Origin of the sequence: Bradyrhizobium sp. 190 (genome assembly GCF_023073415.1) — a bacterium.
Classification (GTDB): domain Bacteria; phylum Pseudomonadota; class Alphaproteobacteria; order Rhizobiales; family Xanthobacteraceae; genus Bradyrhizobium.
Window position 1 is genome coordinate 1 of record NZ_JADPJL010000081.1, and the last position, 22,474, is coordinate 22,474.

Consider the following 22,474-nt stretch of genomic DNA (forward strand, 5'->3'; position numbering starts at 1 on the left):
GCATCGTCCGAACTTACAATGAGACGCCGCGAAAATGCCTCGACTTCAAAACCCCAGCCGAGGCATTCTCTCTCCTCAAATCAACCGTTGCACTTCAAACGTGAGTCCATCTCCCCGCTTTCGGCGATCTGCCGATTGGCGCAAGCCTATTGATTGTCGGAGCTGCGAGCCAGCACCGGGTTGACTGGCAGACCGGCGGAAATGCATCGCCCATGCCCGACCGCGATGCGCTTTAAGTCCCAGCACGCCGACCAGACGTAAGCTGCGCAATGGTGATTTGAGAAAGACGATCCAGCGCGGCGGCGCGGCCACAGGGTGCCCCCCGCGCTCGTTGAACCTTTGGCCTCCGCCAACGACCTACTGACGGGAGGCAGTGTCAATCCAGAGGAGACCGCCGTGAGCCAGTGGCGCGACAGCATGGTCGATCGACCGGAAACGGACGGTGCGGCTTACCTGACTGGCTGGACTGTCAGCGGAGTAGCTGTGCTCGGGGCCATCGTGGCCGTCTGGGTGCTCGGCATCTAGCGACGGTCAAGAAGACCACAACGAATGACAATCGTCGGGACGGCTTGCCCCCGCCCCCGCTGGTTCGCCAACCCTGCGCTCACGCGTTACTTGGCCGCCCGCGGATCGAACAAGCGACGGCTTGGCCGGGTGACGGAACAATTGCATGATGGCCAATGCGCCGCGGCCGCGTTGTTGCCGTGGCAACGGTAACGGGGGTCATCGTTTTCGTCGCCGGCCTGATCTGGCTGGCGTTGCTCTAGGAACTAAAGCTCCCGGCTGTATCGCCCCCAAGCCACGGTCGGGAGTTGGCGGCCCCGGTTTAGCGGTAGGCCCGGGGCCGTTTGCAACCCGCTAGCGTAATGGCGGAACGTAAGTGCCGGATCAACCTACCCTGAGGTTTTCGGCGGATTCTTTCCCGCGGTTGGCCACAACTTCGTAGCTTACCTTCGCACCCTCATTCAGACTGCTCAGACCTGCTCTCTCGACGGCCGAGATATGAACGAACACGTCCTTGCCGCCAGTCTCGGGCTGGATAAATCCATAGCCCTTTGTCGCATTGAACCACTTCACCGTACCTGTTGCCACGTCCATGTCTCCCCATAGATTCGAACACACGAAAGATGGTGACAGAAATCCGGCGAAAGAAAGGGCCCGCCAAGGTGAACCTCGCGAAAAAGCCGCCGCTGGGTTGAGGCAGCGACGGCTCTTGCGCATTACTCTCGCGGCGATGTCGTCCGCGATTACCACGAAGATACAGAGCTGCGGTTAACAAATGCCGAGGCGCGCCAGCGTTTGACCGGCAACAAAGAAGAAGCGCGCGTGAGGCGGATCGCTGATTACGCCGGCAGGTGCTGAACCTGTGGCGGCAACCTTACTCGCCGAAGCCGGTGCGACGGCGCCGGAGATCGCTGAGGCCCTTGTGGAGTGTGGACAAGGCTCAGCGCGTGATCGATGTCTATCCTGCACGGCGCGGCGTCCTGGTGGCGAACGCCATTCAGAAGCTTGAGGACGATCGGGACAAGGCCGCTAAGTCCGGCACACCTTCGTAGGATTATGAAAGAGGCCGCCAACTGAAGCGGCCTTACGTTCGTTTGCCGATCATCCCCAGAAACAAAGCAGGCTCGTAGAACGACCAGCGAACAGAATTGGCAACCAGATGGCAACGGGCGATAGGGTGGAAACCATCCGGTTCGGAAACGGCATTGAAAGTATTTGGAAAATTGGTCGGAGCGAGAGGATTTGAACCTCCGACCCCTAGTCTCCCAGACTAGTGCGCTAACCGGGCTGCGCCACGCTCCGATGCCGTTCCATTAGCTGCGATCAGCGCCCGGCGCAAGGCGCGCGAGCGGCCTCTTTGAGGCCGGCAGCCGGCCAGTTCCGGTCCGCCCGCTCAGCCGTCCTTCATCGCATTGTCCAGCAATTGGCGGCAGGCGACCAGGTCCTGCAGCACCCGTTCGAGGCGCTCACGGTCCGCGTCCGAGGGACCGGGCTTGGCCTTGGCGAACGGCAGCAAAATGCCGTCATCGTCGGTATCGACAAAGCGGTAGTCGATTTCCTTCTCTTCGGTCTCGTAATCCTCGTCGTCGGCATCGACGGTCGGCGTCTCGCCCTCCTCGGGCTCCTGCAGGCTGAGACCGATGGCCTCCTCGACCGCGCCGAAGGTGACGGCGGAAGTCTGGTCGGCAAGGCCTTGCACCGATTTGATGCCGTGCTCTTTGAGGATCCGCTGCACGCCGCGAATGGTGTAGCCCTCGCCGTACAACAGCCGGCGAATACCCTTGAGCAGGTCGACGTCGTCGGGGCGGTAGTAACGCCGCCCGCCGCTTCGCTTCATCGGCTTGATCTGGGCGAACCGCGTCTCCCAGAACCGCAGCACGTGCTGGGGGATATCGAGTTCTTCAGCGACTTCGCTGATGGTGCGGAACGCATCCGGCGCCTTGTCCAAATGCCAGCTCCTCTCAACTCATCTTGTTGGTGAAGACGCAGTACTCGCCTTGTTACTCGTTCTCGTCAGTAGTCTCGCTAGTCAGCCTTGCTAGTCGGCCTTGCCTTCGCCGTTGCCGACCGCGTGGCCGTTGATCCGCTGCTTCAGAATGGCCGACGGCTTGAACACCATCACGCGACGCGGCGAGATCGGCACTTCAGTACCGGTCTTCGGGTTACGTCCGATCCGCTGACCCTTCTTGCGCACCATGAACGAACCGAACGATGACAGCTTCACCGTCTCGCCCTTCTCCAGGCAATCGGTAATCTCTTTCAAAACGAGCTCGACAAACGCAGAGGATTCCGTTCGCGACAGGCCCACCTTCTGGTAGACCGCCTCGCACAAATCGACGCGTGTGACTGTTTTTCCGTTCCCGGTCATCGCCTTGCCCCGCACTCTCGGCGAACAATTTATTCTCTGAAATTATGAGGTTAGCTCGCAATGGTCAACAGTGAGCATCATGCATGCGCATGGAACAAGGCCATAATTTAATCGATCGTTCGACGCCGCGCCTACCAGCGCACGAGCGCGGAACCCCAGGTGAAGCCGCCGCCCATGGCTTCTAGCAGTAGCAGATCGCCTTTCTTGACGCGTCCGTCCTTGACCGCGACCGCCAGCGCCAGCGGAATCGACGCGGCCGACGTATTGCCGTGCAGATCGACGGTCAACACCACCTTCTGCGGTGCAATATGAAGCTTGTGCGCTGAAGCATCGATGATTCGCTTGTTAGCCTGGTGCGGAATGAACCAGTCGATATCGTCGGCCGTCAGGCCGGTGGCGTTGAAGGCATCGACGATTACGTCCGTGATCATGCCGACAGCGTGCTTGAACACCTCGCGGCCTTCCATCCGCAAAAGGCCAACGGTCTGGGTTGAGGACGGACCGCCATCGACATAGAGCTTCGACTTGTGGCGGCCGTCGGAACGCAAATGCGTCGTCAGCACGCCGCGGTCGCTCGATTTGCCCGGCTCCGTCTGCGCCTCCAGCACGACCGCGCCGGCGCCATCGCCGAACAGCACGCAGGTGCCGCGGTCGTTCCAGTCCAGAATCCGCGAAAAGGTCTCGGCGCCGATCACCAGCGCGCGCTTGTAAGTGCCCGCGCGCAGGAAACTGTCGGCGGTCGCCAGCGCAAAGACGAAGCCGGAGCAGACCGCTTGCAGGTCGAAGGCAGCGCCGTGGTTGATGCCGAGGCCCTCCTGCACCGCGACCGCGGTGGCCGGAAAGGTGTTGTCCGGCGTCGAAGTCGCCAGCACGATCAAGTCGATCGCTTGGGCGTCGAGCCTCGCATGATGCAGCGCCGCGCGCGCAGCCTTGATAGCCAGGTGCGAGGTGAACTCGCCCTCGGCGGCGACGTGGCGCTCGCGGATGCCCGTGCGCTGCACGATCCACTCGTCGGACGTATCAATGCGGCTCGCCAATTCGGCATTGGTCAGAATCCGCTCCGGCAAATATGAGCCGCAGCCGAGCACGACCGAACGTATTGCAGTCACGACACAACCTCCTGCGCGATCTGCGCCTGTACCAGCGCACTGATCTTGGTGAGGAGATCGCAGCGGACCATCTCATAGCCAACATCAACTGCGTAGGCAAAGCCTTCGGCGTTGATTCCGCCATGGCTTTTAACAACCACACCTTTCAATCCGAGCAAAACACCACCATTGGATTTGTTCGGGTCGAGCTTGTCACGGAGCGCTTTGAAGGCGCTGCGGGCAAACAGATAGCCGATCTTGGATTGCCAGCTGCTCGCCATCGCATTGCGCAGAAAATCCGCCATCTGCCGCGCGGTTCCTTCGGCGGCTTTCAACGCGATGTTGCCGCTGAAACCTTCTGACACGATCACGTCAGCCGCGCCCGCGCCGATCCCATCGCCCTCCACGAAGCCGATATAGTCGAGTTCGGGCAGGTTCATCGCACGGAGCTGTTCCGAGGCTTTACGAATCTCCTCGCCGCCCTTGACCTCCTCGACCCCGATATTGAGCAGGCCGACAGTCGGACGCTTCAGGCCGAACAGCACGCTCGCCATCGCGCTGCCCATGACCGCGAGCGACACCAGATGATGCGCATCACCGCCGATGCTGGCGCCGAGATCGAGTACGACGGAATCGCCGCGCGCCGTCGGCCATACGCCGGCAATGGCTGGCCGGTCGATGCCGGGCATGGTGTGCAGATGGAAGCGCGCCATCGCCATCAGCGCGCCGGTATTTCCGGCAGAAACCGCCACGTCGGCCTCGCCCTTCTTCACCGCGTCGATCGCAAGCCACATCGACGAGTTCTTGCGGCCGCGACGCAGGGCCTGGCTCGGCTTGTCGTGCATGCTGACGGTCACGTCGGTATGGACGACGCGGGAGGCCTTTTTCAGCGCCGGATATTTGGCAAGCTGCTCGTCGATCTGCTTGCTGTCGCCATAGAGCAGAAATTCGCAGTCGGGATGCCGTTTCAAAGAGATGGCGGCGCCGGGAACGACGACCGATGCGCCGACATCGCCACCCATGGCGTCAAGCGCGATTCGAACCTTATGCGGCATGAACGTCCCGGAAACCTGATCTCTTGCGGCCCTCGTAGAGCGCGACCGCACACTGGAATGGCACCGCCAAAGCGATGCTCGGCAAAGCGCAATACCGCGCCCCCGCCGGGCCGCGACAATAGCGTGTCCCTGTCCCGACACAACCTCTTGACCACGCTCTTTTGGCGAAAGGCAAGCGCTGTGGCCTGAAATCCAGAATACAAAATATCCCGATATAATTCAATATCTTATGGGACATTCTTGGCGGGATATCACAACCACCTCTAACCGCTGGCAGCTTCGCCGGCCACTTTAACTGCCGGCTACTTGCCCTTGGGCTTCCTGGCGCCGGACTTTTTCGGTTTTGCCTTCAACGCCTTGAGCGCGGCGAACGGGTGATCCTCGGGATCAACGGCTTCGACCAGCGGCTCAAATACGGCGCCGGGTTTGCGCGGATATGGATCGACCGCGAGATACAAGGCGTCCGTGGCGACCCGGCCGAGATCGATTATGCCGTTCTCGATCGGCTCCGGGGAGTCGGGTGTCTCCTCGTCGCTCGCCTCGGCCTCATCGACCAGCGCAGCCATCTGTGGGATCTGCTCGGGCGGCGCGAAGATCAGATCGATCGGCTCGTCGATATCGGTCTCGATCTCCTCCAGCGTCACCACGCAGGTCTGTCCGATCCGCGCCCGCACCTGGCCGGCGACGTGGAAGCGGCCGCCGCTCTTTGGCGTGACGTCGAACGAGGCCTGCACCGAGAGCACCTCACGCAGGCCCCCGACATCGGCCACCGCGTTGCGGATGGCCTGATCGGCTTCCATGTCGCGGTGCAGGCCCGTCTCCGGTATCTGCGCCACCGCGACGGGAACGCGCCACGGGTCGGGCTTCTCTGTCGTGCCAGACTTGGTCGTACCAGTTTTGCTCATTGCTGCGCGCCATTCTCCGGCAGGGGGAACCTGGCTGAACCGCTCGCCAGCGTCGCCTCGTCCTGACAGTCGAGAGCAGCCATGGCCGCCTCGGCATAGGCCGCAAGCAGGCGGGCCTTTTCGATGTTCTCGCCGTTCAGGATATTCTTGCACATCGCCTGCGCCAGTGCCTCGCGGCCCTCCGTCAGCGCCATGTCATAGGCCGCCATACGGCCATAGAAGGCCTCGCCGAAGGCCTGCATGCGCTTCGGCACCTTGAGGTCACTAACCGCCATCTCGCGCAGATTATCGTCCATATCGTTGCAAAAATGGTCGAACAGCCCCTGTGACAGGGCTGTGCCGCCCTCCACCGATTTCAGGCGCCGCAAGACCAGCCACAAATGCAGCAGAAGCAGGTCAAAACGGCCGTTAACCGTGTCTGGAACCCCAAAGTCCCGGTAAAACAACGGTTCTCGCGCCTGCGTCACGATCATGCCATAGATGGCCTCGATGGTGCCGCGCAACGGCGTCCGGGGTTTCCTGAAGTGATTGAATGGCCAAAGCATTGTGGGTTCCGCAAGCGAGCCCTCCAGGTTCTTTGCCCGGAGTCCACGCGTGTTGCAATCCAGCGTGCTGCCCGGTACGTCAACGCACCGCGCGATGCAAGAGGACGGGCTAATTCCTGAGATGACCGAGATCAACCACCTGAGCACCTGTGTGCCCTCGCCGCGCCGCCTGACCGTCCGCCGGCGCGGTTTTCGCGCGGCTGCAGCCGTGGCACTGATTTGCGCGGCGCTCGCCGGGTGCACCGGCGAGCAGTTCCAGAAGGGCTATATCCTGCCGCCCAACGCGCTGGAGCAGATCCCGATCGGCGCCAGCCAGGACCAGGTGCTGATCGTGATGGGAACGCCGTCGACGGTCGCGACCCTGAACGGCGAGGTGTTCTATTACATCTCGCAGCGCTCCGAGCGGAAAGTCGCCTTCATGAACCAGCAGGTCGTCGACCAGCGCGTGATCGCGATCTATTTCGACAAGAACCGCCAGGTGCAGCGGCTCGCCAATTACGGATTGCAGGACGGCAAGATCTTCGACTTCATCAGCCGCACCACGCCCACGTCCGGCCAGGAACTCAGCTACCTGACGCCGTTGTTCAAGCTCTTGAGCTTCAACTAGGCCTGTCAGCTCTGATTCACTCTGTTCCGCGACGCGGAAATCCTGCGCCAAGTCGCCCGCTTGCTCTCTGCGCGCGCGCTGCCTACGCTTTCCTGCAAATAATGATTCAGCAGGGAGTGAACTTGTGACGATTAAAGCTATTTCTCGACGCCGCGTTTTGACCGGAGCTGCAGCCGTTTCGGCGGCGGCAATCTTGCCGCGCGCGAGCTACGGCTCCGACTGGCGGCCGACCGAGACCGTGCGTCTCATCGTGCCAGCCGCCGCCGGCGGCAGCACCGACGTGATGGGACGATTGCTGGCCGCGCATCTGCAGACCGCCTGGGGCCAGTCGGCGGTCGTGGAAAACCGCTCGGGCGGCGGCGGCACCATCGGCACTGCCGAAGCCGTGCGGGGCAAGGCGGATGGCCACGTCATCCTGGTCGGCAATCCCGGTCCGAACGCGATCGCCTACAGCATCTTCCGCAACATGACCTACAAGGCCGATCAGTTGCAGCCGGTCAGCAATATGATCCGGATCCCAAACATCGTGTCGGCGCATCCGTCGACCGGCATCAAGTCGATCCCGGAGTTGATCGCCTACATCAAGGCCAATCCGGACAAGCTGACCTACGGCTCCTCCGGCGTCGGGCAGAGCCCTCACCTCACCGGCGCCTGGTTCCTGCAGCTCACCGGCCTGAAGATGGTGCATGTGCCGTTCCGCGGCGCCGGTCCGGCGCTGCAAGCGGCATTGGCGGGCGATATCCAGATCCTGTTCGACAACCTCTATCCCACACTGCCGCAGACCCAGGACGGCAAGCTCACCGCGCTTTGCGTGACCACGCCCGAGCGCAGCCCGGCGGCGCCGAACATCCCGACCATCCGCGAGGGCGTGCCCGAACTTTCGAAGTTCGACGTCTCCTCCTGGTTCGGCATCTTCCTGCCGAAGGCCGCGCCCGCTCCCGCCGTCGAGGCGCTCAACAAGGAGATCAAGGCGATGCTGGCGCGTGATGATGTCAAGAAGACCATCGGCAACATGGGCGCGACCGCCGACTGGGGCACCCCGCAGCAATTTTCCGACTTCGTGCAGGCGGAAACACTGAAATTCGGCGAGATCATCAAGCGCGAAGGCCTGCAGATGGACGCCGGCTGAGGGGGCTCCCGTGCTTCCGGTCAGGATGATTTGTTGATCTTCTTGATCTTGGCATCGGTGGCTTCAATCGACGTCGCCAATTCCAGGATCGCTTTCGACAGCAATTCGGCGGCCTCCTTCTGATCCTGCGACTTGGAGGCGCGGAGCGCATAGTTTCGGGCGGATGACAGCGACATCGATTAATCTCCATGTTGTCCGCCGGTCTCTGCGGATTCGTTGAACATGCTGGTGGTTTAGCTTCAACCTGCACAGAATCAAAAACCCCGCGGCTCGCACCGCGGGGTTTTTCTTTTCGTTCAGCTTCTCGCGCTCAGTGCGCCAGAATCGCCAGCAGCAGCAGCGCCACGATGTTGGTGATCTTGATCATCGGGTTGACGGCGGGACCCGCCGTATCCTTGTAGGGATCGCCGACGGTGTCACCGGTCACCGCGGCCTTGTGGGCGTCGGAGCCCTTGCCGCCGAAGTGGCCGTCTTCGATGTACTTCTTGGCGTTGTCCCAGGCGCCGCCGCCCGAGGTCATCGAGATCGCGACGAACAGACCGGTCACGATCACGCCGAGCAGCATGGCGCCGACGGCGGAGAACGCCGCCGACTTGCCGGCCGCACCACCGCCCGCGATCGCGTAGATCGCGAAGTAGACGAAGATCGGCGACAGCACCGGCAGCAGCGACGGAATGATCATTTCCTTGATCGCCGCCTTGGTCAGCAAGTCGACCGCCTTGCCGTAGTCCGGCTTGTCGGTGCCCTGCATGATGCCGGGCTTTTCGCGGAACTGGCGCCGCACTTCCTCGACGATCGCGCCGGCCGCGCGGCCGACTGCGGTCATGCCCATCGCACCGAACAGGTACGGCAGCAGGCCGCCGAACAAGAGGCCAACCACCACGTAGGGGTTGTTGAGCGAGAAGTCGGGCAGCACACCCTGGAAGTACGGATGCTTGGCAGAGTTGGCGATGAAGAACTTGAGGTCTTCATTGTAGGCCGCGAACAGCACCAGCGCGCCGAGACCGGCGGAGCCGATCGCGTAGCCCTTGGTGACCGCCTTGGTGGTGTTGCCGACCGCATCGAGCGCGTCGGTCGACTTTCGAACTTCCTTCGGCAGGCCGGCCATTTCGGCAATGCCGCCGGCGTTGTCCGTGACCGGACCGAAGGCGTCGAGAGCGACGATCATGCCGGCCAACGCCAGCATCGTCGTGGTCGCAATCGCGATGCCGAACAGACCGGCAAAGCTGTAGGTGATGAGGATGCCGGCGATGATGACGATCGCGGGCATCGCGGTCGATTCCATCGAGATCGCCAGACCCTGGATCACGTTGGTGCCGTGGCCGGTAACCGACGAAGAAGCGATCGATTTCACGGGACGATAGTCGGTGCCGGTGTAATATTCGGTGATCCAGATGATCAGGCCGGTGACGACCAGGCCGACGATGCCGCACCATACCAGCGTTAGTCCGGTGAACGACGCGTTACCAGCGCGCAGCGGCGTGTCAAAACCGATCAGCCAGTAAACGACGGCTGCAACGCCGACCAGCGACAGCACGCCGGTCGCGATCAGGCCCTTGTACAGCGCGCCCATGATGGACTGGCTGGGGCCGAGCTTGACGAAGAAGGTACCGATGATCGAGGTGATGATGCAGACGCCGCCAATGGCAAGCGGCAGGGTCATCATCGGCACCAGCAGCGGCGAGGTCGCGAAGAAGATCGCGGCCAGCACCATGGTGGCGACCGCGGTCACCGCATAGGTCTCGAACAGGTCGGCCGCCATGCCGGCGCAGTCACCGACGTTGTCGCCGACGTTGTCGGCGATGGTCGCCGGGTTGCGCGGATCGTCCTCCGGGATGCCGGCCTCGACCTTGCCGACGAGGTCGCCGCCGACGTCAGCCCCCTTGGTGAAGATGCCGCCGCCGAGACGGGCGAAGATCGAGATCAGCGAGGCGCCGAAGCCGAGCGCCACCAGCGCGTCGACGACGACGCGGTCGTTGGCCTTCAGCCCTATGCCGTGGGTGAGATAGGCGAAATAGATGGTGACGCCGAGCAGAGCGAGGCCGGCGACGAGAAGACCGGTGATCGCACCCGCCTTGAAGGCGAGTTCGAGGCCACCCGCCAGCGAGGTGGTCGCGGCCTGCGCGGTACGCACGTTGGCGCGAACCGAGACGTTCATGCCGATGAAGCCCGCGGCGCCCGACAGCACCGCACCGATCAGGAAGCCGATCGCAACCAGCATGCCGAGGAAGTAGGCCAGAAGGGCGAAAATCACGACGCCGACCATGGCAATCGTCATGTACTGGCGCTTGAGATAAGCCTGCGCGCCTTCGGCCACCGCGGCCGCGATTTCCTGCATGCGCGGGTTGCCGGCGTCCGCTTTCAGAACGGAAGACGTCGCCCAAATGGCGTAGACGATCGAAAGCGCTCCGCAGAGCACAATCACCCATAATGCTGTCATAGAAGTTGCCTCAGATGCTGGTTTTCCGCCCCACGCCATCCCGCGAGCGCGGCCGGCGCTTATTATGGAGGCCTTCCCTGCCCAGAAGGGTGACCTCAAATCGGCGGGACCATGCCAAAATCGTCTCCCCGGCGCAACGCCGCGGAGGTCAGAATCCGTCGATTTTTGAAAGGATTCACCGCTAACCGGGCCGGCCAACTTGTCGTCCGCGTGGCGGCGCGCGCTGGCCTTGAGGTTGGGGCCGGGCCCAAAATACAAGAACCCGCCCAATCCCATCAGGATCGAGCGGGCTCACTAGCCATTCCAGTACATCCGTGAAACGACCGTTTCGAGGCCTTAGACGAGCGACAGGTTTTCCGCGCTCACCTTGCCCCGCATCTTGTCGGTCTTGAGTTCGAACTGAACCTTCTGACCTTCGGCCAGTCCGCCGAGGCCCGCGCGCTCGACGGCCGAGATGTGCACGAACACATCCTTGCTGCCATCGCTCGGCTCAATGAAACCGAAACCCTTTTGACCGTTGAACCACTTCACTGTTCCCGTAGCCATTTTCTCTTCTCCAAAGCACCTAGGCTTTCATTCCGCACGGCGATCGCACGGATTCAAATCCAATATCGACGATGTCTCTGGAAGAAGCTCCTTAGGGAGCGCGTTCGAAAAGGCACGACGGTAATCGAATGGCAATACACCTATAGGTTTTTCGGCGAAATAGCAATGGCGGGCGGGAAATAAAGGCCGAAGCGTTAACGACCCTATCTTCAAAAATGGCTGTAAGAGCGACGATCCAGCGTGATTTCCCTGCCCTGCCCGTCGATGAACTTCGGAACCGCGCTTCCCGCGATTATCGTTCCGATGGAACTCACCGCGACGCCGACGCGATTTGCGTCTTGCGCGAACGCCTCGACGCGATCCTCCGGTAGCGTGCACAGGATCTCGTAATCATCACCGCCGGCGATCAGTGTTTCCAGTCCGACAACGCCGCGCGACACCAGATCCTGCGCCGAGTCGGACCGTGGGATCGACACCAGATCGATCACCGCGGATACGCCGGACACGCCGCAGAGCTTGGTGAGATCGCCGGCGAGACCGTCAGACACATCCATCGCCGCGCTGGCATGGCCGCGAACGATCTCAGCCATTGCCACGCGCGGCTGTGGAACGCGATAGCGTCCGATCAGCGCCTCGCGTACGGCCTTGTCGGATGCGGCGGCATGCACCTTCCCGCCGCGCAGGATGGCAAGCCCCAGTGCGGCGTCGCCGATCGTGCCCGTCACCATCACGCGCTCGCCGGGTTTTGCGCCGCTGCGATGAACCATTCTCCCCGGCGGCACCCGGCCGAACGCGGTGACCGAGACCATCAGCGGTCCGGGCGTCGACACCGTGTCCCCGCCCAGCAGCGGACAAGCGAACTGCGCGGCATCCTCGCCCAGCGCCGCCGCGAACGGCTTTAGCCAGGCCTCGTCGGCGCTGCGTAGCGCCAGCGTCAGCACGAAGCCCGCCGGCGTTGCGCCTTTTGCGGCGAGATCCGAGAGGTTCACCCGCAACGCCTTGCGCGCGACGGCGTCGGGGGGATCGTCGGGCAGGAAATGCACGCCCTCGACGATGGCGTCCGTCGTCACCACGATGTCGGAGCCGTCAGGCTTCAACGCCGCGGCGTCGTCGTCGAGACGAAAGGCGCCCGGGTCAGTTGCAAGCGGCCGGAAGTAGCGCGCGATCAGCGAGTCCTCGCCGGACGCGGGTTTTCCGCTAGCCACGCGCGAACTCTTCGGCGCGGAACTGGCGCGCGATCTGGTCGAGCACGGCATTCACCATGCCGGTCTCTTCCTTTTCGACGAAGGCATGCGCGACGTCGACATATTCGGACACGACCACGCGGCCCGGCACGTCCTTGCGGTGTTCCAGCTCATAGGAACCGGCACGCAGCACCGCGCGAAGGATCGCGTCGATCCGCTTCAGCGGCCAACCCTTCTGGAGCGCATCGTCGATCAAGGGATCGAGCCTGGCCTGGTCGCGCACCACGCCGGCCACCACATCCTTGAAGAACGCAGCCTCCGCCGGCAGATATTTGTCGCCTTCGACCTCGTTGCCGAGCCAGTGGCTTTCGAACTCAGCGAAGATGTCGTTGATCCCGGCGCCCGCGATGTCCATCTGGTACAGCGCCTGCACGGCGGCGAGCCGCGCCGCGCCACGGCGGTTGGCTTTCTTGTCGGGGCTTTTCGCTGGCTTCTTGCTGTCTGCCATCGTCAGGCCTTTGTCAGCCGGCGCTTGATCCGCAGCATCGCCAGCGCCGCGCGTGCGGCGTCGCCGCCCTTGTTCAACTCGCTGGCGCGCGCCCTCGCCCAGGCCTGCGCGTCGGTATTGACTGTTATGATGCCATTACCGAGCGGGAAACCTCTGGCGACCGCGAGGTCCATCAGCGCGCGCGAGGATTCGATCGAGACGATTTCGAAATGGATGGTGTCGCCGCGCACCACGCAGCCGAGCGCGATTGCCGCATCATAAGGCTTGCCGTTGTTTTCGGCAGCATCGAGCGCGATCGCAATCGCGGCCGGAATTTCCAGCGCGCCGGGAACCGTGAGGACGTCATGCGTCACGCCGGCCGCCTTTAGCTCGGCAACCGCGCCTTCCATCAGCGCGTCCTGAATGTCGTCATAGAACCGCGCCTCGACGATCAGGGCGCGCGCGCCTGTGATGTCGGTCTGATCCTTCAGCGGTGCGCGCCGTGCATCTGCCATTAAGCTACTTTCACTGTCATTGCCGGGCTTGACCCGGCAATCCATCTTACCAGAAGCCCACCTTGTTAAGAGGATGGATACGCGGGTCAAGCCCGCGTATGACACATTTGTTGTCGCCGCTACTTCATTTCCGACAGCCGCGCCGCATAGCGAGCCATCAGATCGACCTCGATATTGACCTCGCTGCCTGCGCGCCAGCCGCTCAGCGTGGTGACGCTGAGCGTATGCGGAATGATCAGCACCGAAAACGTGACATCCTCGACCGTATTCACGGTCAGCGACACGCCATCCAGCGTCACCGAGCCCTTGGTGGCGATGAAACGCGCCAGCTCCCGTGTAGTGCGCAATTCGAACCGCGCCATGTCAGGCAGATCGTCACGCTTGACGATGGTCGCAATGCCGTCGGCATGCCCCGCGACAATATGGCCGCCGAGTTCGTCACCGATCTTCAGCGCGCGCTCGAGGTTGAGTTTGGTGCCTTTGACCCAGTGCTTTGCGGTCGTCATGCCAAGTGTTTCGGCGGCGGCGTCGACGTCGAACCAGGTCTTGCCGCCCTCGACGCCGGAAGCGACCACCGTCAGGCAGACGCCATTGCAGGCGATCGATGCGCCATCGGCGATGGTGGCCTGGTCGTAACCGCAGGTAATGCGCATGCGGTGCAACTGGCCCTGCGCCGTTGGCGTCAAGGCTGCGATCTCGCCGATGTCGGTGACAATTCCGGTGAACATTAGGCGCGCTCGTAAACGGTAAGGGTGTCTATGCCGAGGCTTTCGCTAGCACGTGTCTTGAGGGCAGGCGACCCGGTGAGAGCCGACAGCGGCAATGCGTCCAGCGCGGGAATACCGTCAGCCCCGATGGTTTCAGGCCCGCGCAGCAGCCAGACTTCATCGACCAGGCCGCTGGCGACAAAGGACACGGCGACCCGCGAGCCGCCTTCCACCATCAGCCTCGTGATGCCCTTGTCGGACAGCGCGCGCAGCACCGCCGGCAGATCCAGCCCGGGCGGCTGCACGGTCGCCGCAACGCGCATCACCTGCGCGCCGGCCGCGCCGAGTTTCATGGCCGCGGGGGCTTCGGCGAAGTCCGACGTCATGACCCAGAGCGGCGTCTGGCGCGCGGACTGGACCAGTTTGCTGGTGCCCGGCAGCCGCAGCGCGCGATCCAGCACCACCCGCACCGGCGACCGCGCTTCCATCCCCGGCAGGCGGCAGGTCAGTACCGGATCGTCCGCCAGCACGGTGCCGATGCCGACCAGGATGGCGTCGCATTGCGCGCGCAACAGGTGTACGCGTGTCTTCGCTGCTTCGCCCGTGATCGCGACGGGCTTGTGGCCCGCGGCGCCGATCTTGTCGTCGGCGGAGACGGCGAGCTTGAGTATGACATGCGGGCGCTTGTCGCGGATACGGCGGAAGTGCCCGGCATGATCGCGCGCGGCTTCCTGCGAGCCGAGACCGACATCGACCGTAATCCCGGCCGCACGGAGTTTGGCATGCCCCTGCCCGGCCACTTCAGGGTTAGGGTCTTCGATCGCCGATACCACGCGCGCAATGCCTGACGCGATCACCGCATCGACGCAGGGCGGCGATTTGCCAAAATGTGAACAGGGCTCCAGCGTCACATAGAGCGTAGCGCCCCGCGCGGCTTCACCGGCACGTCTCAGCGCTTCGGGCTCGGCATGCGGCCGTCCGCCCGTTTGCGTCCAGCCACGGCCGACGATCACACCGTCCTTCACCACGACGGCACCAACGGCCGGGTTCGGCCAGGTGCGGCCCAGCCCGCGTCGGCCGAGCGCGAGCGCAAGCTGCATGAAGCGCTGATCCGCGGCTTTGGCCTCTTTGAATTTCTGCGCGTACTGGTCTTCCAGAATGCGGAAGATCATTTGCGTAACGTGGCGACCCGTGCGTCGTCTTCCGCGGAGAGTTCGCCGAGCACGGCCTCGAAGTCCTTGGCTTCGCGGAAATTACGATAGACGGAGGCAAAGCGGACATAGGCGACGTCGTCGAGCTGGCGCAGATGCTCCATCACGATCTCGCCGATCGCCTCCGAGGATACTTCCGCCTCGCCGCCGCTTTCGAGCTCGCGCACGATCGCGGAAACCATCTTCTCGACCCTTTCAGGATCGACCGGCCGCTTGCGCAAGGAGATCTGCAGCGAGCGGACCAGCTTGTCGCGGTCGAACGGCACCCGACGGCCGTTGCGCTTGATGACCGTCAACTCGCGCAACTGCACCCGCTCGAAGGTCGTGAAGCGGAAGTTGCAGGCGATACACACCCGCCGCCGCCGGATCACGGCCGAATCCTCGGTCGGACGCGAGTCCTTCACCTGCGTATCGAGACTGTTGCAGCTGGGACAGCGCATCCAATGAGGCCTTTACTGATAAATCGGGAAGCGGGCGGTGAGCGCCTTGACGCGTTCCTTGATCGCGGCTTCCACCAGCGGCGCCTTGCCGTCCTCCGCCTGCGCCAGCGCGTTGAGCACTTCGGCGATCATGCCGCCGACCTGCTTGAACTCGGCGACGCCGAAGCCGCGTGTGGTGGCTGCCGGTGTGCCGAGGCGCAGGCCGGAGGTGACGAACGGCTTTTCGGGATCGAAAGGAATTCCGTTCTTGTTACAGGTGATCGCGGCGCGCACCAATGCCTTCTCGGACACGTTGCCCTTGAGTCCCTTCGGCCGCAGGTCGACCAGCATCAGATGGTTGTCGGTGCCGCCGGAGACGATATCGAAACCGTGACCGCGCAGCGTTTCCGCCAGCGCCTTGGCATTCTCGACCACGTTCTTCGCATAGACCTTGAAGTCGGGCCGCAGCGCCTCGGCGAATGCCACCGCTTTGGCGGCGATGACATGCATCAGCGGACCGCCCTGCAGGCCCGGGAAGATCGCCGAATTCAACTTCTTGGCGATCGCCTCGTCGTTGCACAAGATCAGGCCGCCGCGCGGGCCGCGCAGCGATTTGTGCGTGGTGGTGGTGGTGACGTGGGCATGCGGCACCGGCGAGGCATGGACGCCGCCGGCGACGAGGCCGGCGAAATGCGCCATATCGACCAGCAGATAGGCGCCAACGCTGTCCGCGATCTCGCGGAAGCGCTTGAAATCCCAGGCACGCGAATAAGCCGATCCACCGGCGATGATCAGCTTCGGCTTCACCTGCTCGGCCTGCTTTGCGACCTCATCCATATCGATGATCTGGTCCTCGCGCCGCACCGTGTAATGCGCGGCCTTGAACCACTTGCCGGACATGTTGACGGGCGAGCCATGGGTGAGATGGCCGCCGGCGGCGAGGTCGAGGCCCATGAAAGTGTCGCCGGGCTGCAGCAGCGCCAGAAACGTCGCCTGGTTCATCTGGCTGCCGGAGTTCGGCTGCACGTTGGCGAACTGCGCGCCGAACAGTTTCTTGGCGCGCTCGATCGCCAGCGTCTCGGCGACGTCGACCCATTCGCAGCCGCCGTAATAGCGCGCGCCCGGATAGCCTTCCGCGTATTTGTTCGTCATCACCGAACCCTGCGCTTCCAGCACGGCACGGCTGACGATGTTTTCCGAGGCGATCAGCTCGATCTCATGCCGCTGACGGCCGAGTTCGCCCTTGATCGCGGCAGCGATTTCCGGGTCGGCCTCGGCGAGCGTGGCCGTGAAGAACGAGTCGGGCGCGGAAGCGGTGTTGGAGCTCGAGGACGAGGAGGTCATTGGGCGAAATATCTCCACCGCCGCAAGCCCTTAGGGGCGAAGCGGTCGGCTACGTGTGGCGGTCGAAAGAAGCGTCTGCGAGATACCACATCGGCCGGAATTGGCCAAGCACTTGCGGTACAGGGCTGATATTTATGCCAGATATGGTGGGGATGACGCCCCCCTCCCTCGTCGCCCCGGCCTTGAGCCGGGGTCCATACCCCCGGAAGGTCATTGGGAGACGAAGGCGTCGGCCAGGGTGCCCCTTCCCACGGCCGCGGCGTATGGGTTCCGGCTCGCGCTTCGCTTGGCCGGAACGACGGAGAGTCACGCAAACCGGTAGGGGCCACCCTTGGCAATCGAGTGCTGGAACGCCTGGCGGGCGTGCATCCGTCCCAGCCAGGCCGCGAGGTTCGGGTAGGGCTCCAGCTTCCCGAACACTTTTGCCATCTCGCCGACAAAGCTCATCTGGATGTCGGCACCGGTCAGCGACGGGCCGACAAAGAACTCCCGCCCCTTCAGCGCGCCATCGACATAGCCGAGATGGTTGGCCAGCTCGCTGTCGATACGCGGATGCAGCGGCGCGCCCGCTTCTTTCAGCCGGGACACATAGAGGTTCAGCATCAGCGGCAGCATCGCCGAGCCTTCCGAATAATGCAGCCACTCGTTGTAGGCCTCATAGTCCGCGCTTCCCGGCGCTGGCATCATCGCGCCCTTACCGTAACGGCGGATGATGTAATCGACGATGGCGCCGGACTCCGCGATCGTCGTGTCGCCGTCGGTGATGACGGGCGACTTGCCGAGCGGATGGATCTTTGCGAGTTCGGGTGGCGCGAGCCGGGTCTCGGCGTTGCGCTGATAGCGCTTGATCTCGTGAGGAAGCCCGAGCTCCTCCAGCAGCCACAGAACTCGCTGCGAGCGGGAGTCGTTGAGGTGATGAAGCGTGAGCATGGGGTTTCCTCTGTGTTGTTGTTTGGTGGGCGCGATTTGGTTGAGAGTGTCATTGCTGCCGAAGCGAAGCAATCTTGTAGGATGGGTGGAGCGAAGCGATACCCATCAATGCCGGCGCAGAAGGTGATGGGTTTCGCTTCGCTCTACCCATCCTACGATAGCCGCCTACGATAGCCGCACATTCGCGATCTCGCGACGCCTTGCGCCCGAGGTTTGCATCTTCGTTTGCCCTCTTCAAACTAGAGGGCGCAGGGAAGACCGGGTGCTTGCTGCACCCGCGGTCTCGCGTGCGATTTGCGCTAAAGAAAATGCACACGAGCATACAGGGCAGCGGGAGCATTCCGGCCTTCCCTGCGCAATGGCTTTACGGCTTACTTCGTGCTCTTCCCGGAGAACGGCTCTTTTGCCTCCGTCGCCCCCGAGAAGCTTCGCTTCTCCAGGACTTAGCGCCAGCACCGCGGCGCCCGAACCACACGACTTCGCCGTACGCTTCCGGCGCGTACGTCTATCGCGCCATCTGCGTCCATCGCATCTCACCGCGCGTTCGTGACGATGGCCAACGCCCCTCATCCGCCGTGAGACGGGCGGAGTCATGCCGCTGATTTGCCCGACATGTTAAGCGGAATATTTTTACGAGAGCTGCTGGACACAACACCTAGCTGATTTGCCTGTCGGCCAACGCTTTCGATATCTCTTGACGACAGATGAGCTTTTTTTGCGTCCCGAGACGCGCGGCTCCTGATGTGTCCTGCTTGCAGCATAGTGTGGCACGCTTACCCGCATCAAGCACGCGCAAGCCCGCAGCCTGCGCCGGCTGCGTGGCACGGCATCATTGAAATACGCCCTACGTGATCCAGTTCACAGCGCAATGCTTTTGCTGGGTCCATAAACGCCTGGGGCTGACAGATGGATCTCGCAAATGTCTGAATCACGCTCACATAGCGAACACAAGATTAAATCGAGACGCTTGCTGAGAACGGCCTTCCTGATCTACGGGATGATGGTCGTCGGCCTGCTCGGATACTTTATCGTCTTTCCAGGTACGAGGATCCATGGGACGCAAGGCGAAGGCGCGCCCATCCAAACTGCAGCGAAGGCGGTCAGATATGAGGCCGTGATCGCAAACTGGAACCGGTATCGCAACAAAGACGCGAGGGCGGACGCGCGATAGCGTCTGGACGTGAGCTACGGCTTAATCGAGAAGCAAGCGACCGACAGGCTCAGTGCGATCGCCTCCGCTTCTGACGACGACGATCTCGCCACTGGCCGGCGAGATGCCGGTCAGGGCTTGAATGTTCGCGCCGTGCGTCACGACGAGGAGGTTTCCGCGGGCCGTCCATTTGGCGATCAGCGCGCGGGCGCCCGAGGTCAATGTCTCTCGTTGATCGCGCAGCACCACGACATTGCCGAAGGTCGCCTCGGTTTCGACCGTCCCCAGCTTCAGCAGCTTGGCGGTGTCGATGCAGCGGCACCACGGCGAACTCAGGATTTTTTCGAACACAATCCCTTCCCGCTGGAGCCGCGATCCGATTTTCTCTGCATCCGCCCGCCCCTTTTCGCTGAGATTACGCTGCGTGGCGCAATCGTCGACGTGGAATCCGGGCGGATCGCCGAAGCCGCCCGGCGCATCGGCATGGCGCATCAGGGCGACGTGACCGCCTGCCCGCAACGCCTTCCAGGCGCTCGCCGCGTCGGCGGCGCCGGCGACCTCCGCGGTGCCGCAGAGTCCGAGAAGGAGTATGAGGATGACGAAGCGCATGCGACGCATGGCAGCCTCCATCAGAAATACGCAATCAGGCGACCGGCGCAGATGGCGCAAAGCCACAGCACGAGCGAGATCAGCGCGGTGGCTTTGGCTCCGCCGGGCGCTTCGTCATGCCAGCTTTTAACATGACGCCATGGGCCGGCATGCGCGATCACGACGTTGACCAGTGCCGCCCCAATCAGCAGCAGCTTGCTCTGGAACGCCGGGTTTTTCACGACATGCGACGCATCGGCGCTGAACAGTAGAAATCCCATGCAGATCGCGAGCACAAAGCCCGCGCGCGACAACGGCAACAACAATTGCGCCATCGGCTGGATTGCAATCGCCCGCCCCAGTCCGAGCAGCCGCAAATCGAGCGCCAGGATCGACCCGACCAGCACCACGAAGCCGATGATGTGCAGAATCTCGACCGCGGGATAAAGCGAAGGTGAGCTGCGCATCGCATGACCCAGCGCGCTTTCCTGCAAGGTCAGGAAAATCGATGGGGCTGCCTGATGCTCCACGCCGTCCTACCGCAATTCGATGCGCTTGCCTTCGAGCACGATGTACTCGATGCGCGCCTCGTCCGGCTTGCTGGTATGGGGATAGCCGAACACCGTGCAGGTCTTGCCGGGCGCGATCAGGTCTGCGGTTGCGCCCCTCGCCAGCATGCGCGACGGCGGCGCCAGGACGAAGTGCCAGTGCTTGCCCTCGACCTCCATCTCGATCTCGCAGTGCGGATTCTCGAAGGTCGATTTCAGGATCTTGCCGGTGATGGTGAACGACTTCGACGTATTGTATCCGCCCCAGCCGTGATGGGCGATGGCTGAGGCCGGTGCGAGAGCAACCGCAAGCGACAGGAACACGCGACGGGTAATTGAGGTCATGGCGAGCCTCCGTCGATCGGATCAGCAAATCTATGACGGAGCGCGCGAGCCAGCAAGGCTCCCCTCGGGAGCGCCGCCCTAGCGCCGGCCAAGCCGCGGCCGCAAACGGCCTTTCCGCTAAAGCCCCGTATACCCGGCCTTCACCGGATCGTTGCTGCCGTCGAGCTGACGCAAATATGTCAGCCCGCACACCGTCAGCCGGTGCGGATCCTTCTCGCCTGCCTCGACCAGCGTGGTGAGATATTCCGTCACCTTGGCGCGCGCCTCCTCGCTGGCAGCCGTGCTGCGGTTCACAAGCAGGTCATAGGTATGCATGATGCGGTCGATCGCGGCTTCCATGGATTTCTCCTGAGTTGCGTGATGCGGGTGATGCAGTCAGGCCGGTAGGCGCGCTTCGAATTCAAAAATCGCCTTGTTCGCAAGCCTGAGCCTGTTGAATTCGCCGCGCTGAAACATCTTCACGATGATTTCGAGCAGCCGATCGTCGGTGACGAGGCTGTCGGCAATGGCGCCGGTCTTGCGCAAGTAGTTCGACGCGATGGCATAGGCATCACCCACCACCTCGAAGTTCATGATCTGAATTCCGCGCTCGACCTGCATGCCTCACCTGTTCCGTGACAGGGCTGATAATTCGCAGAAGCGAAGATGGTTCCATGCCAGGGGAACCCGGTCTCGGGAAATCCGGTCGTGCTGGCAACAAAAGCAGGCGTTTCGGCCTGATTTCACCCCGAAATCGGCAGCTCGGTTTCGGGATCGAAGAAATGCAGGCGGCCAGCCTGCGCCGACAGGCGGACTTGATCGCCGCGCGCAATCGCAGTTTCCGCCGGCACGCGGGCGGCGGTGACGCTGGCGCCGCCCACCCTCGTCTCCAGCAAAATTTCGGAGCCGAGCTGTTCGACGACCTCGACGCGGGCATCGAAACCACGGCCCGGGGCGCCCTCGCCGAGCACGAGGTGCTCCGGCCGTACGCCCAGGATCACGCGGCGGCCGCCGTGGGCCGCAAGCGCCGACGCGTCTGCAGGCCCGACCGTGAGCCGCAGGCCTTCTGCCTCGACTGCCGTCACACCCGCTGCACTGCGTACGCTGACGTCGATGAAATTCATCGCCGGTGCACCGATAAAGCCCGCGACGAACTTGTTGGCGGGCTTGCCGTAGACTTGCAGCGGCGTGCCGATCTGCTGAACCCGGCCGTCGCGCATGATCACGACGCGGTCGCCGAGCGTCATGGCCTCGACCTGGTCGTGGGTCACGAACACCGACGTGGTCGGAATCGCCGCATGCAGACGCTTGATCTCGATACGCATCTGCGCGCGCAGCTTGGCATCCAGGTTCGACAGCGGCTCGTCGAACAAGAACACCTGCGGATTGCGCACGATGCAGCGGCCGAGCGCGACGCGCTGCTGCTGGCCGCCGGACAATTGTTTCGGCTTGCGCTGCAACAGTTCGTGCAGCCCGAGCATGCCGGCGGCGCGGTCGATCGCCGCCTTGATCTCGGCCTCCGCCGTTTTCTTGTTGCGCAGGCCGAAGGCCAAATTGTCGTAGACGCTCATATGCTGGTAGAGCGCGTAGTTCTGGAACACCATCGCGATGTCGCGGTCGCGCGGCGGCAGATTGTTCACCAGCCGGTCGCCGATGCGGATGTCGCCGCTGGTGATGTCCTCCAGCCCCGCAATCATGCGCAGCGTCGTCGACTTGCCGCAGCCGGACGGGCCGACCAGCGCCACGAACTCCTTGTCGGCGATTTCGAGATCGACGTCCTTTACGGCGTGGAACAGCGAGCCATAATGCTTGTTGAGCTTGCTGAGTGAAATTGCTGCCATTTACCGCCGTCTCACTGAATTATCCAAAGACAACCCCGC

26 protein-coding genes and 1 tRNA gene are annotated in these 22,474 nt (G+C 63.0%); 2 read left to right on the plus strand and 25 right to left on the minus strand.

The features are described from left to right. Window positions 1-888 precede the first annotated feature (888 nt). The 8 genes from IVB22_RS38770 to IVB22_RS38805 form a co-directional block, all read right to left on the minus strand. Window positions 889-1,092 (minus strand): cold-shock protein, encoded by a 204-nt coding sequence (locus IVB22_RS38770; protein WP_108514061.1) that lies wholly within the window; start codon window positions 1,090-1,092, stop codon window positions 889-891. A gap of 636 nt (window positions 1,093-1,728) precedes the next feature. After that, window positions 1,729-1,806: transfer RNA gene (locus IVB22_RS38775), tRNA-Pro, on the minus strand. A 91-nt stretch (window positions 1,807-1,897) separates the two neighbouring features. After that, window positions 1,898-2,452, minus strand: a complete 555-nt coding sequence (locus tag IVB22_RS38780) for a MerR family transcriptional regulator (RefSeq protein WP_247522409.1) — start codon at window positions 2,450-2,452, stop codon at window positions 1,898-1,900. A gap of 90 nt (window positions 2,453-2,542) precedes the next feature. Beyond that, complete coding sequence (locus IVB22_RS38785; protein WP_247522410.1) at window positions 2,543-2,872, minus strand: integration host factor subunit alpha; 330 nt, start codon at window positions 2,870-2,872, stop codon at window positions 2,543-2,545. A gap of 131 nt (window positions 2,873-3,003) precedes the next feature. Beyond that, window positions 3,004-3,981 (minus strand): beta-ketoacyl-ACP synthase III, encoded by a 978-nt coding sequence (locus IVB22_RS38790; RefSeq protein ID WP_247522411.1) that lies wholly within the window; start codon window positions 3,979-3,981, stop codon window positions 3,004-3,006. Beyond that, on the minus strand, window positions 3,978-5,015 hold the full coding sequence (plsX, locus tag IVB22_RS38795; protein WP_256467518.1) for a phosphate acyltransferase PlsX: 1,038 nt from the start codon (window positions 5,013-5,015) through the stop codon (window positions 3,978-3,980). Before plsX ends, IVB22_RS38790 begins: the two co-directional genes overlap by 4 nt. Before the next feature lie 302 nt (window positions 5,016-5,317). Further along, complete coding sequence (locus IVB22_RS38800) at window positions 5,318-5,920, minus strand: DUF177 domain-containing protein (protein ID WP_247522412.1); 603 nt, start codon at window positions 5,918-5,920, stop codon at window positions 5,318-5,320. Beyond that, window positions 5,917-6,465, minus strand: coding sequence for a ubiquinol-cytochrome C chaperone family protein (locus tag IVB22_RS38805; RefSeq protein WP_247522413.1), 549 nt, complete (start codon window positions 6,463-6,465; stop codon window positions 5,917-5,919). Before IVB22_RS38805 ends, IVB22_RS38800 begins: the two co-directional genes overlap by 4 nt. A gap of 121 nt (window positions 6,466-6,586) precedes the next feature. Here IVB22_RS38805 and IVB22_RS38810 point away from each other — a divergent pair, with 121 nt between their 5' ends. Further along, window positions 6,587-7,072 (plus strand): outer membrane protein assembly factor BamE, encoded by a 486-nt coding sequence (locus IVB22_RS38810; RefSeq protein ID WP_374207849.1) that lies wholly within the window; start codon window positions 6,587-6,589, stop codon window positions 7,070-7,072. Window positions 7,073-7,196: 124 nt separating this feature from the next. Next, window positions 7,197-8,201: a tripartite tricarboxylate transporter substrate binding protein gene (locus IVB22_RS38815; protein WP_247522414.1), complete on the plus strand. Its 1,005-nt coding sequence runs from the start codon at window positions 7,197-7,199 to the stop codon at window positions 8,199-8,201. Between the two features lie 20 nt (window positions 8,202-8,221). Here IVB22_RS38815 and IVB22_RS38820 read toward each other — a convergent pair whose 3' ends face one another. The 17 genes from IVB22_RS38820 to IVB22_RS38900 form a co-directional block, all read right to left on the minus strand. Further along, the gene (locus IVB22_RS38820; RefSeq protein WP_247522415.1) at window positions 8,222-8,377 is read right to left on the minus strand and encodes a hypothetical protein; all 156 of its coding nucleotides are present in this window, start codon (window positions 8,375-8,377) and stop codon (window positions 8,222-8,224) included. Window positions 8,378-8,511: 134 nt separating this feature from the next. Beyond that, complete coding sequence (locus IVB22_RS38825) at window positions 8,512-10,641, minus strand: sodium-translocating pyrophosphatase (RefSeq protein WP_247522416.1); 2,130 nt, start codon at window positions 10,639-10,641, stop codon at window positions 8,512-8,514. A gap of 336 nt (window positions 10,642-10,977) precedes the next feature. Next, entirely contained in the window at window positions 10,978-11,187 is a 210-nt protein-coding gene (locus IVB22_RS38830; RefSeq protein WP_028345703.1) for a cold-shock protein, read from the minus strand. A gap of 209 nt (window positions 11,188-11,396) precedes the next feature. Further along, window positions 11,397-12,392: a thiamine-phosphate kinase gene (thiL, locus tag IVB22_RS38835; protein ID WP_247522417.1), complete on the minus strand. Its 996-nt coding sequence runs from the start codon at window positions 12,390-12,392 to the stop codon at window positions 11,397-11,399. After that, complete coding sequence (gene nusB / locus IVB22_RS38840) at window positions 12,385-12,879, minus strand: transcription antitermination factor NusB (RefSeq protein WP_212423089.1); 495 nt, start codon at window positions 12,877-12,879, stop codon at window positions 12,385-12,387. Before nusB ends, thiL begins: the two co-directional genes overlap by 8 nt. Window positions 12,880-12,881: 2 nt before the next feature. Further along, entirely contained in the window at window positions 12,882-13,373 is a 492-nt protein-coding gene (gene ribH, locus IVB22_RS38845) for a 6,7-dimethyl-8-ribityllumazine synthase (RefSeq protein ID WP_247522418.1), read from the minus strand. Between the two features lie 119 nt (window positions 13,374-13,492). Further along, a complete protein-coding gene (locus tag IVB22_RS38850) occupies window positions 13,493-14,101 on the minus strand; it encodes a riboflavin synthase (protein ID WP_247522419.1) in 609 nt (202 codons plus the stop codon). Then, window positions 14,101-15,252, minus strand: coding sequence for a bifunctional diaminohydroxyphosphoribosylaminopyrimidine deaminase/5-amino-6-(5-phosphoribosylamino)uracil reductase RibD (gene ribD, locus IVB22_RS38855; protein WP_247522420.1), 1,152 nt, complete (start codon window positions 15,250-15,252; stop codon window positions 14,101-14,103). Before ribD ends, IVB22_RS38850 begins: the two co-directional genes overlap by 1 nt. After that, a complete protein-coding gene (gene nrdR / locus IVB22_RS38860; RefSeq protein ID WP_108513565.1) occupies window positions 15,249-15,731 on the minus strand; it encodes a transcriptional regulator NrdR in 483 nt (160 codons plus the stop codon). The genes ribD and nrdR overlap by 4 nt, the downstream gene beginning before the upstream one ends. Before the next feature lie 12 nt (window positions 15,732-15,743). Beyond that, window positions 15,744-17,054 (minus strand): serine hydroxymethyltransferase, encoded by a 1,311-nt coding sequence (gene glyA, locus IVB22_RS38865; RefSeq protein ID WP_247522421.1) that lies wholly within the window; start codon window positions 17,052-17,054, stop codon window positions 15,744-15,746. 306 nt (window positions 17,055-17,360) lie between these two features. After that, entirely contained in the window at window positions 17,361-17,984 is a 624-nt protein-coding gene (locus IVB22_RS38870) for a glutathione S-transferase family protein (protein ID WP_247522422.1), read from the minus strand. A gap of 1,192 nt (window positions 17,985-19,176) precedes the next feature. Beyond that, window positions 19,177-19,752: a histidine phosphatase family protein gene (locus IVB22_RS38875; RefSeq protein ID WP_247522423.1), complete on the minus strand. Its 576-nt coding sequence runs from the start codon at window positions 19,750-19,752 to the stop codon at window positions 19,177-19,179. 11 nt (window positions 19,753-19,763) lie between these two features. After that, complete coding sequence (locus tag IVB22_RS38880) at window positions 19,764-20,189, minus strand: hypothetical protein (protein ID WP_247522424.1); 426 nt, start codon at window positions 20,187-20,189, stop codon at window positions 19,764-19,766. Window positions 20,190-20,258: 69 nt separating this feature from the next. Then, window positions 20,259-20,615, minus strand: a complete 357-nt coding sequence (locus IVB22_RS38885) for a DUF6152 family protein (RefSeq protein WP_247522425.1) — start codon at window positions 20,613-20,615, stop codon at window positions 20,259-20,261. 117 nt (window positions 20,616-20,732) lie between these two features. After that, entirely contained in the window at window positions 20,733-20,954 is a 222-nt protein-coding gene (locus tag IVB22_RS38890) for a hypothetical protein (protein ID WP_247522426.1), read from the minus strand. 36 nt (window positions 20,955-20,990) lie between these two features. Further along, window positions 20,991-21,215 (minus strand): hypothetical protein, encoded by a 225-nt coding sequence (locus tag IVB22_RS38895; protein WP_247522427.1) that lies wholly within the window; start codon window positions 21,213-21,215, stop codon window positions 20,991-20,993. Window positions 21,216-21,337: 122 nt separating this feature from the next. After that, window positions 21,338-22,435: an ABC transporter ATP-binding protein gene (locus IVB22_RS38900; RefSeq protein WP_247522428.1), complete on the minus strand. Its 1,098-nt coding sequence runs from the start codon at window positions 22,433-22,435 to the stop codon at window positions 21,338-21,340. Window positions 22,436-22,474 lie beyond the last annotated feature (39 nt).

Excerpts from the sequence above, each read along its gene's own strand:
- IVB22_RS38785 (WP_247522410.1), bottom strand. The coding sequence starts at position 2,872 with ATGACCGGGAACGGAAAAACAGTCACACGCGTCGATTTGTGCGAGGCG.
- plsX (WP_256467518.1), bottom strand. The coding sequence starts at position 5,015 with ATGCCGCATAAGGTTCGAATCGCGCTTGACGCCATGGGTGGCGATGTC.
- IVB22_RS38800 (WP_247522412.1), bottom strand. The coding sequence starts at position 5,920 with ATGAGCAAAACTGGTACGACCAAGTCTGGCACGACAGAGAAGCCCGAC.
- IVB22_RS38805 (WP_247522413.1), bottom strand. The coding sequence starts at position 6,465 with ATGCTTTGGCCATTCAATCACTTCAGGAAACCCCGGACGCCGTTGCGC.
- IVB22_RS38810 (WP_374207849.1), top strand. The coding sequence starts at position 6,587 with ATGACCGAGATCAACCACCTGAGCACCTGTGTGCCCTCGCCGCGCCGC.
- IVB22_RS38820 (WP_247522415.1), bottom strand. The coding sequence starts at position 8,377 with ATGTCGCTGTCATCCGCCCGAAACTATGCGCTCCGCGCCTCCAAGTCG.
- IVB22_RS38825 (WP_247522416.1), bottom strand. The coding sequence starts at position 10,641 with ATGACAGCATTATGGGTGATTGTGCTCTGCGGAGCGCTTTCGATCGTC.
- IVB22_RS38830 (WP_028345703.1), bottom strand. The coding sequence starts at position 11,187 with ATGGCTACGGGAACAGTGAAGTGGTTCAACGGTCAAAAGGGTTTCGGT.
- nusB (WP_212423089.1), bottom strand. The coding sequence starts at position 12,879 with ATGGCAGACAGCAAGAAGCCAGCGAAAAGCCCCGACAAGAAAGCCAAC.
- ribH (WP_247522418.1), bottom strand. The coding sequence starts at position 13,373 with ATGGCAGATGCACGGCGCGCACCGCTGAAGGATCAGACCGACATCACA.
- IVB22_RS38850 (WP_247522419.1), bottom strand. The coding sequence starts at position 14,101 with ATGTTCACCGGAATTGTCACCGACATCGGCGAGATCGCAGCCTTGACG.
- ribD (WP_247522420.1), bottom strand. The coding sequence starts at position 15,252 with ATGATCTTCCGCATTCTGGAAGACCAGTACGCGCAGAAATTCAAAGAG.
- nrdR (WP_108513565.1), bottom strand. The coding sequence starts at position 15,731 with ATGCGCTGTCCCAGCTGCAACAGTCTCGATACGCAGGTGAAGGACTCG.
- glyA (WP_247522421.1), bottom strand. The coding sequence starts at position 17,054 with ATGACCTCCTCGTCCTCGAGCTCCAACACCGCTTCCGCGCCCGACTCG.
- IVB22_RS38870 (WP_247522422.1), bottom strand. The coding sequence starts at position 17,984 with ATGCTCACGCTTCATCACCTCAACGACTCCCGCTCGCAGCGAGTTCTG.
- IVB22_RS38875 (WP_247522423.1), bottom strand. The coding sequence starts at position 19,752 with ATGCGTCGCATGCGCTTCGTCATCCTCATACTCCTTCTCGGACTCTGC.
- IVB22_RS38880 (WP_247522424.1), bottom strand. The coding sequence starts at position 20,189 with ATGCGCAGCTCACCTTCGCTTTATCCCGCGGTCGAGATTCTGCACATC.
- IVB22_RS38885 (WP_247522425.1), bottom strand. The coding sequence starts at position 20,615 with ATGACCTCAATTACCCGTCGCGTGTTCCTGTCGCTTGCGGTTGCTCTC.
- IVB22_RS38890 (WP_247522426.1), bottom strand. The coding sequence starts at position 20,954 with ATGGAAGCCGCGATCGACCGCATCATGCATACCTATGACCTGCTTGTG.
- IVB22_RS38895 (WP_247522427.1), bottom strand. The coding sequence starts at position 21,215 with ATGCAGGTCGAGCGCGGAATTCAGATCATGAACTTCGAGGTGGTGGGT.
- IVB22_RS38900 (WP_247522428.1), bottom strand. The coding sequence starts at position 22,435 with ATGGCAGCAATTTCACTCAGCAAGCTCAACAAGCATTATGGCTCGCTG.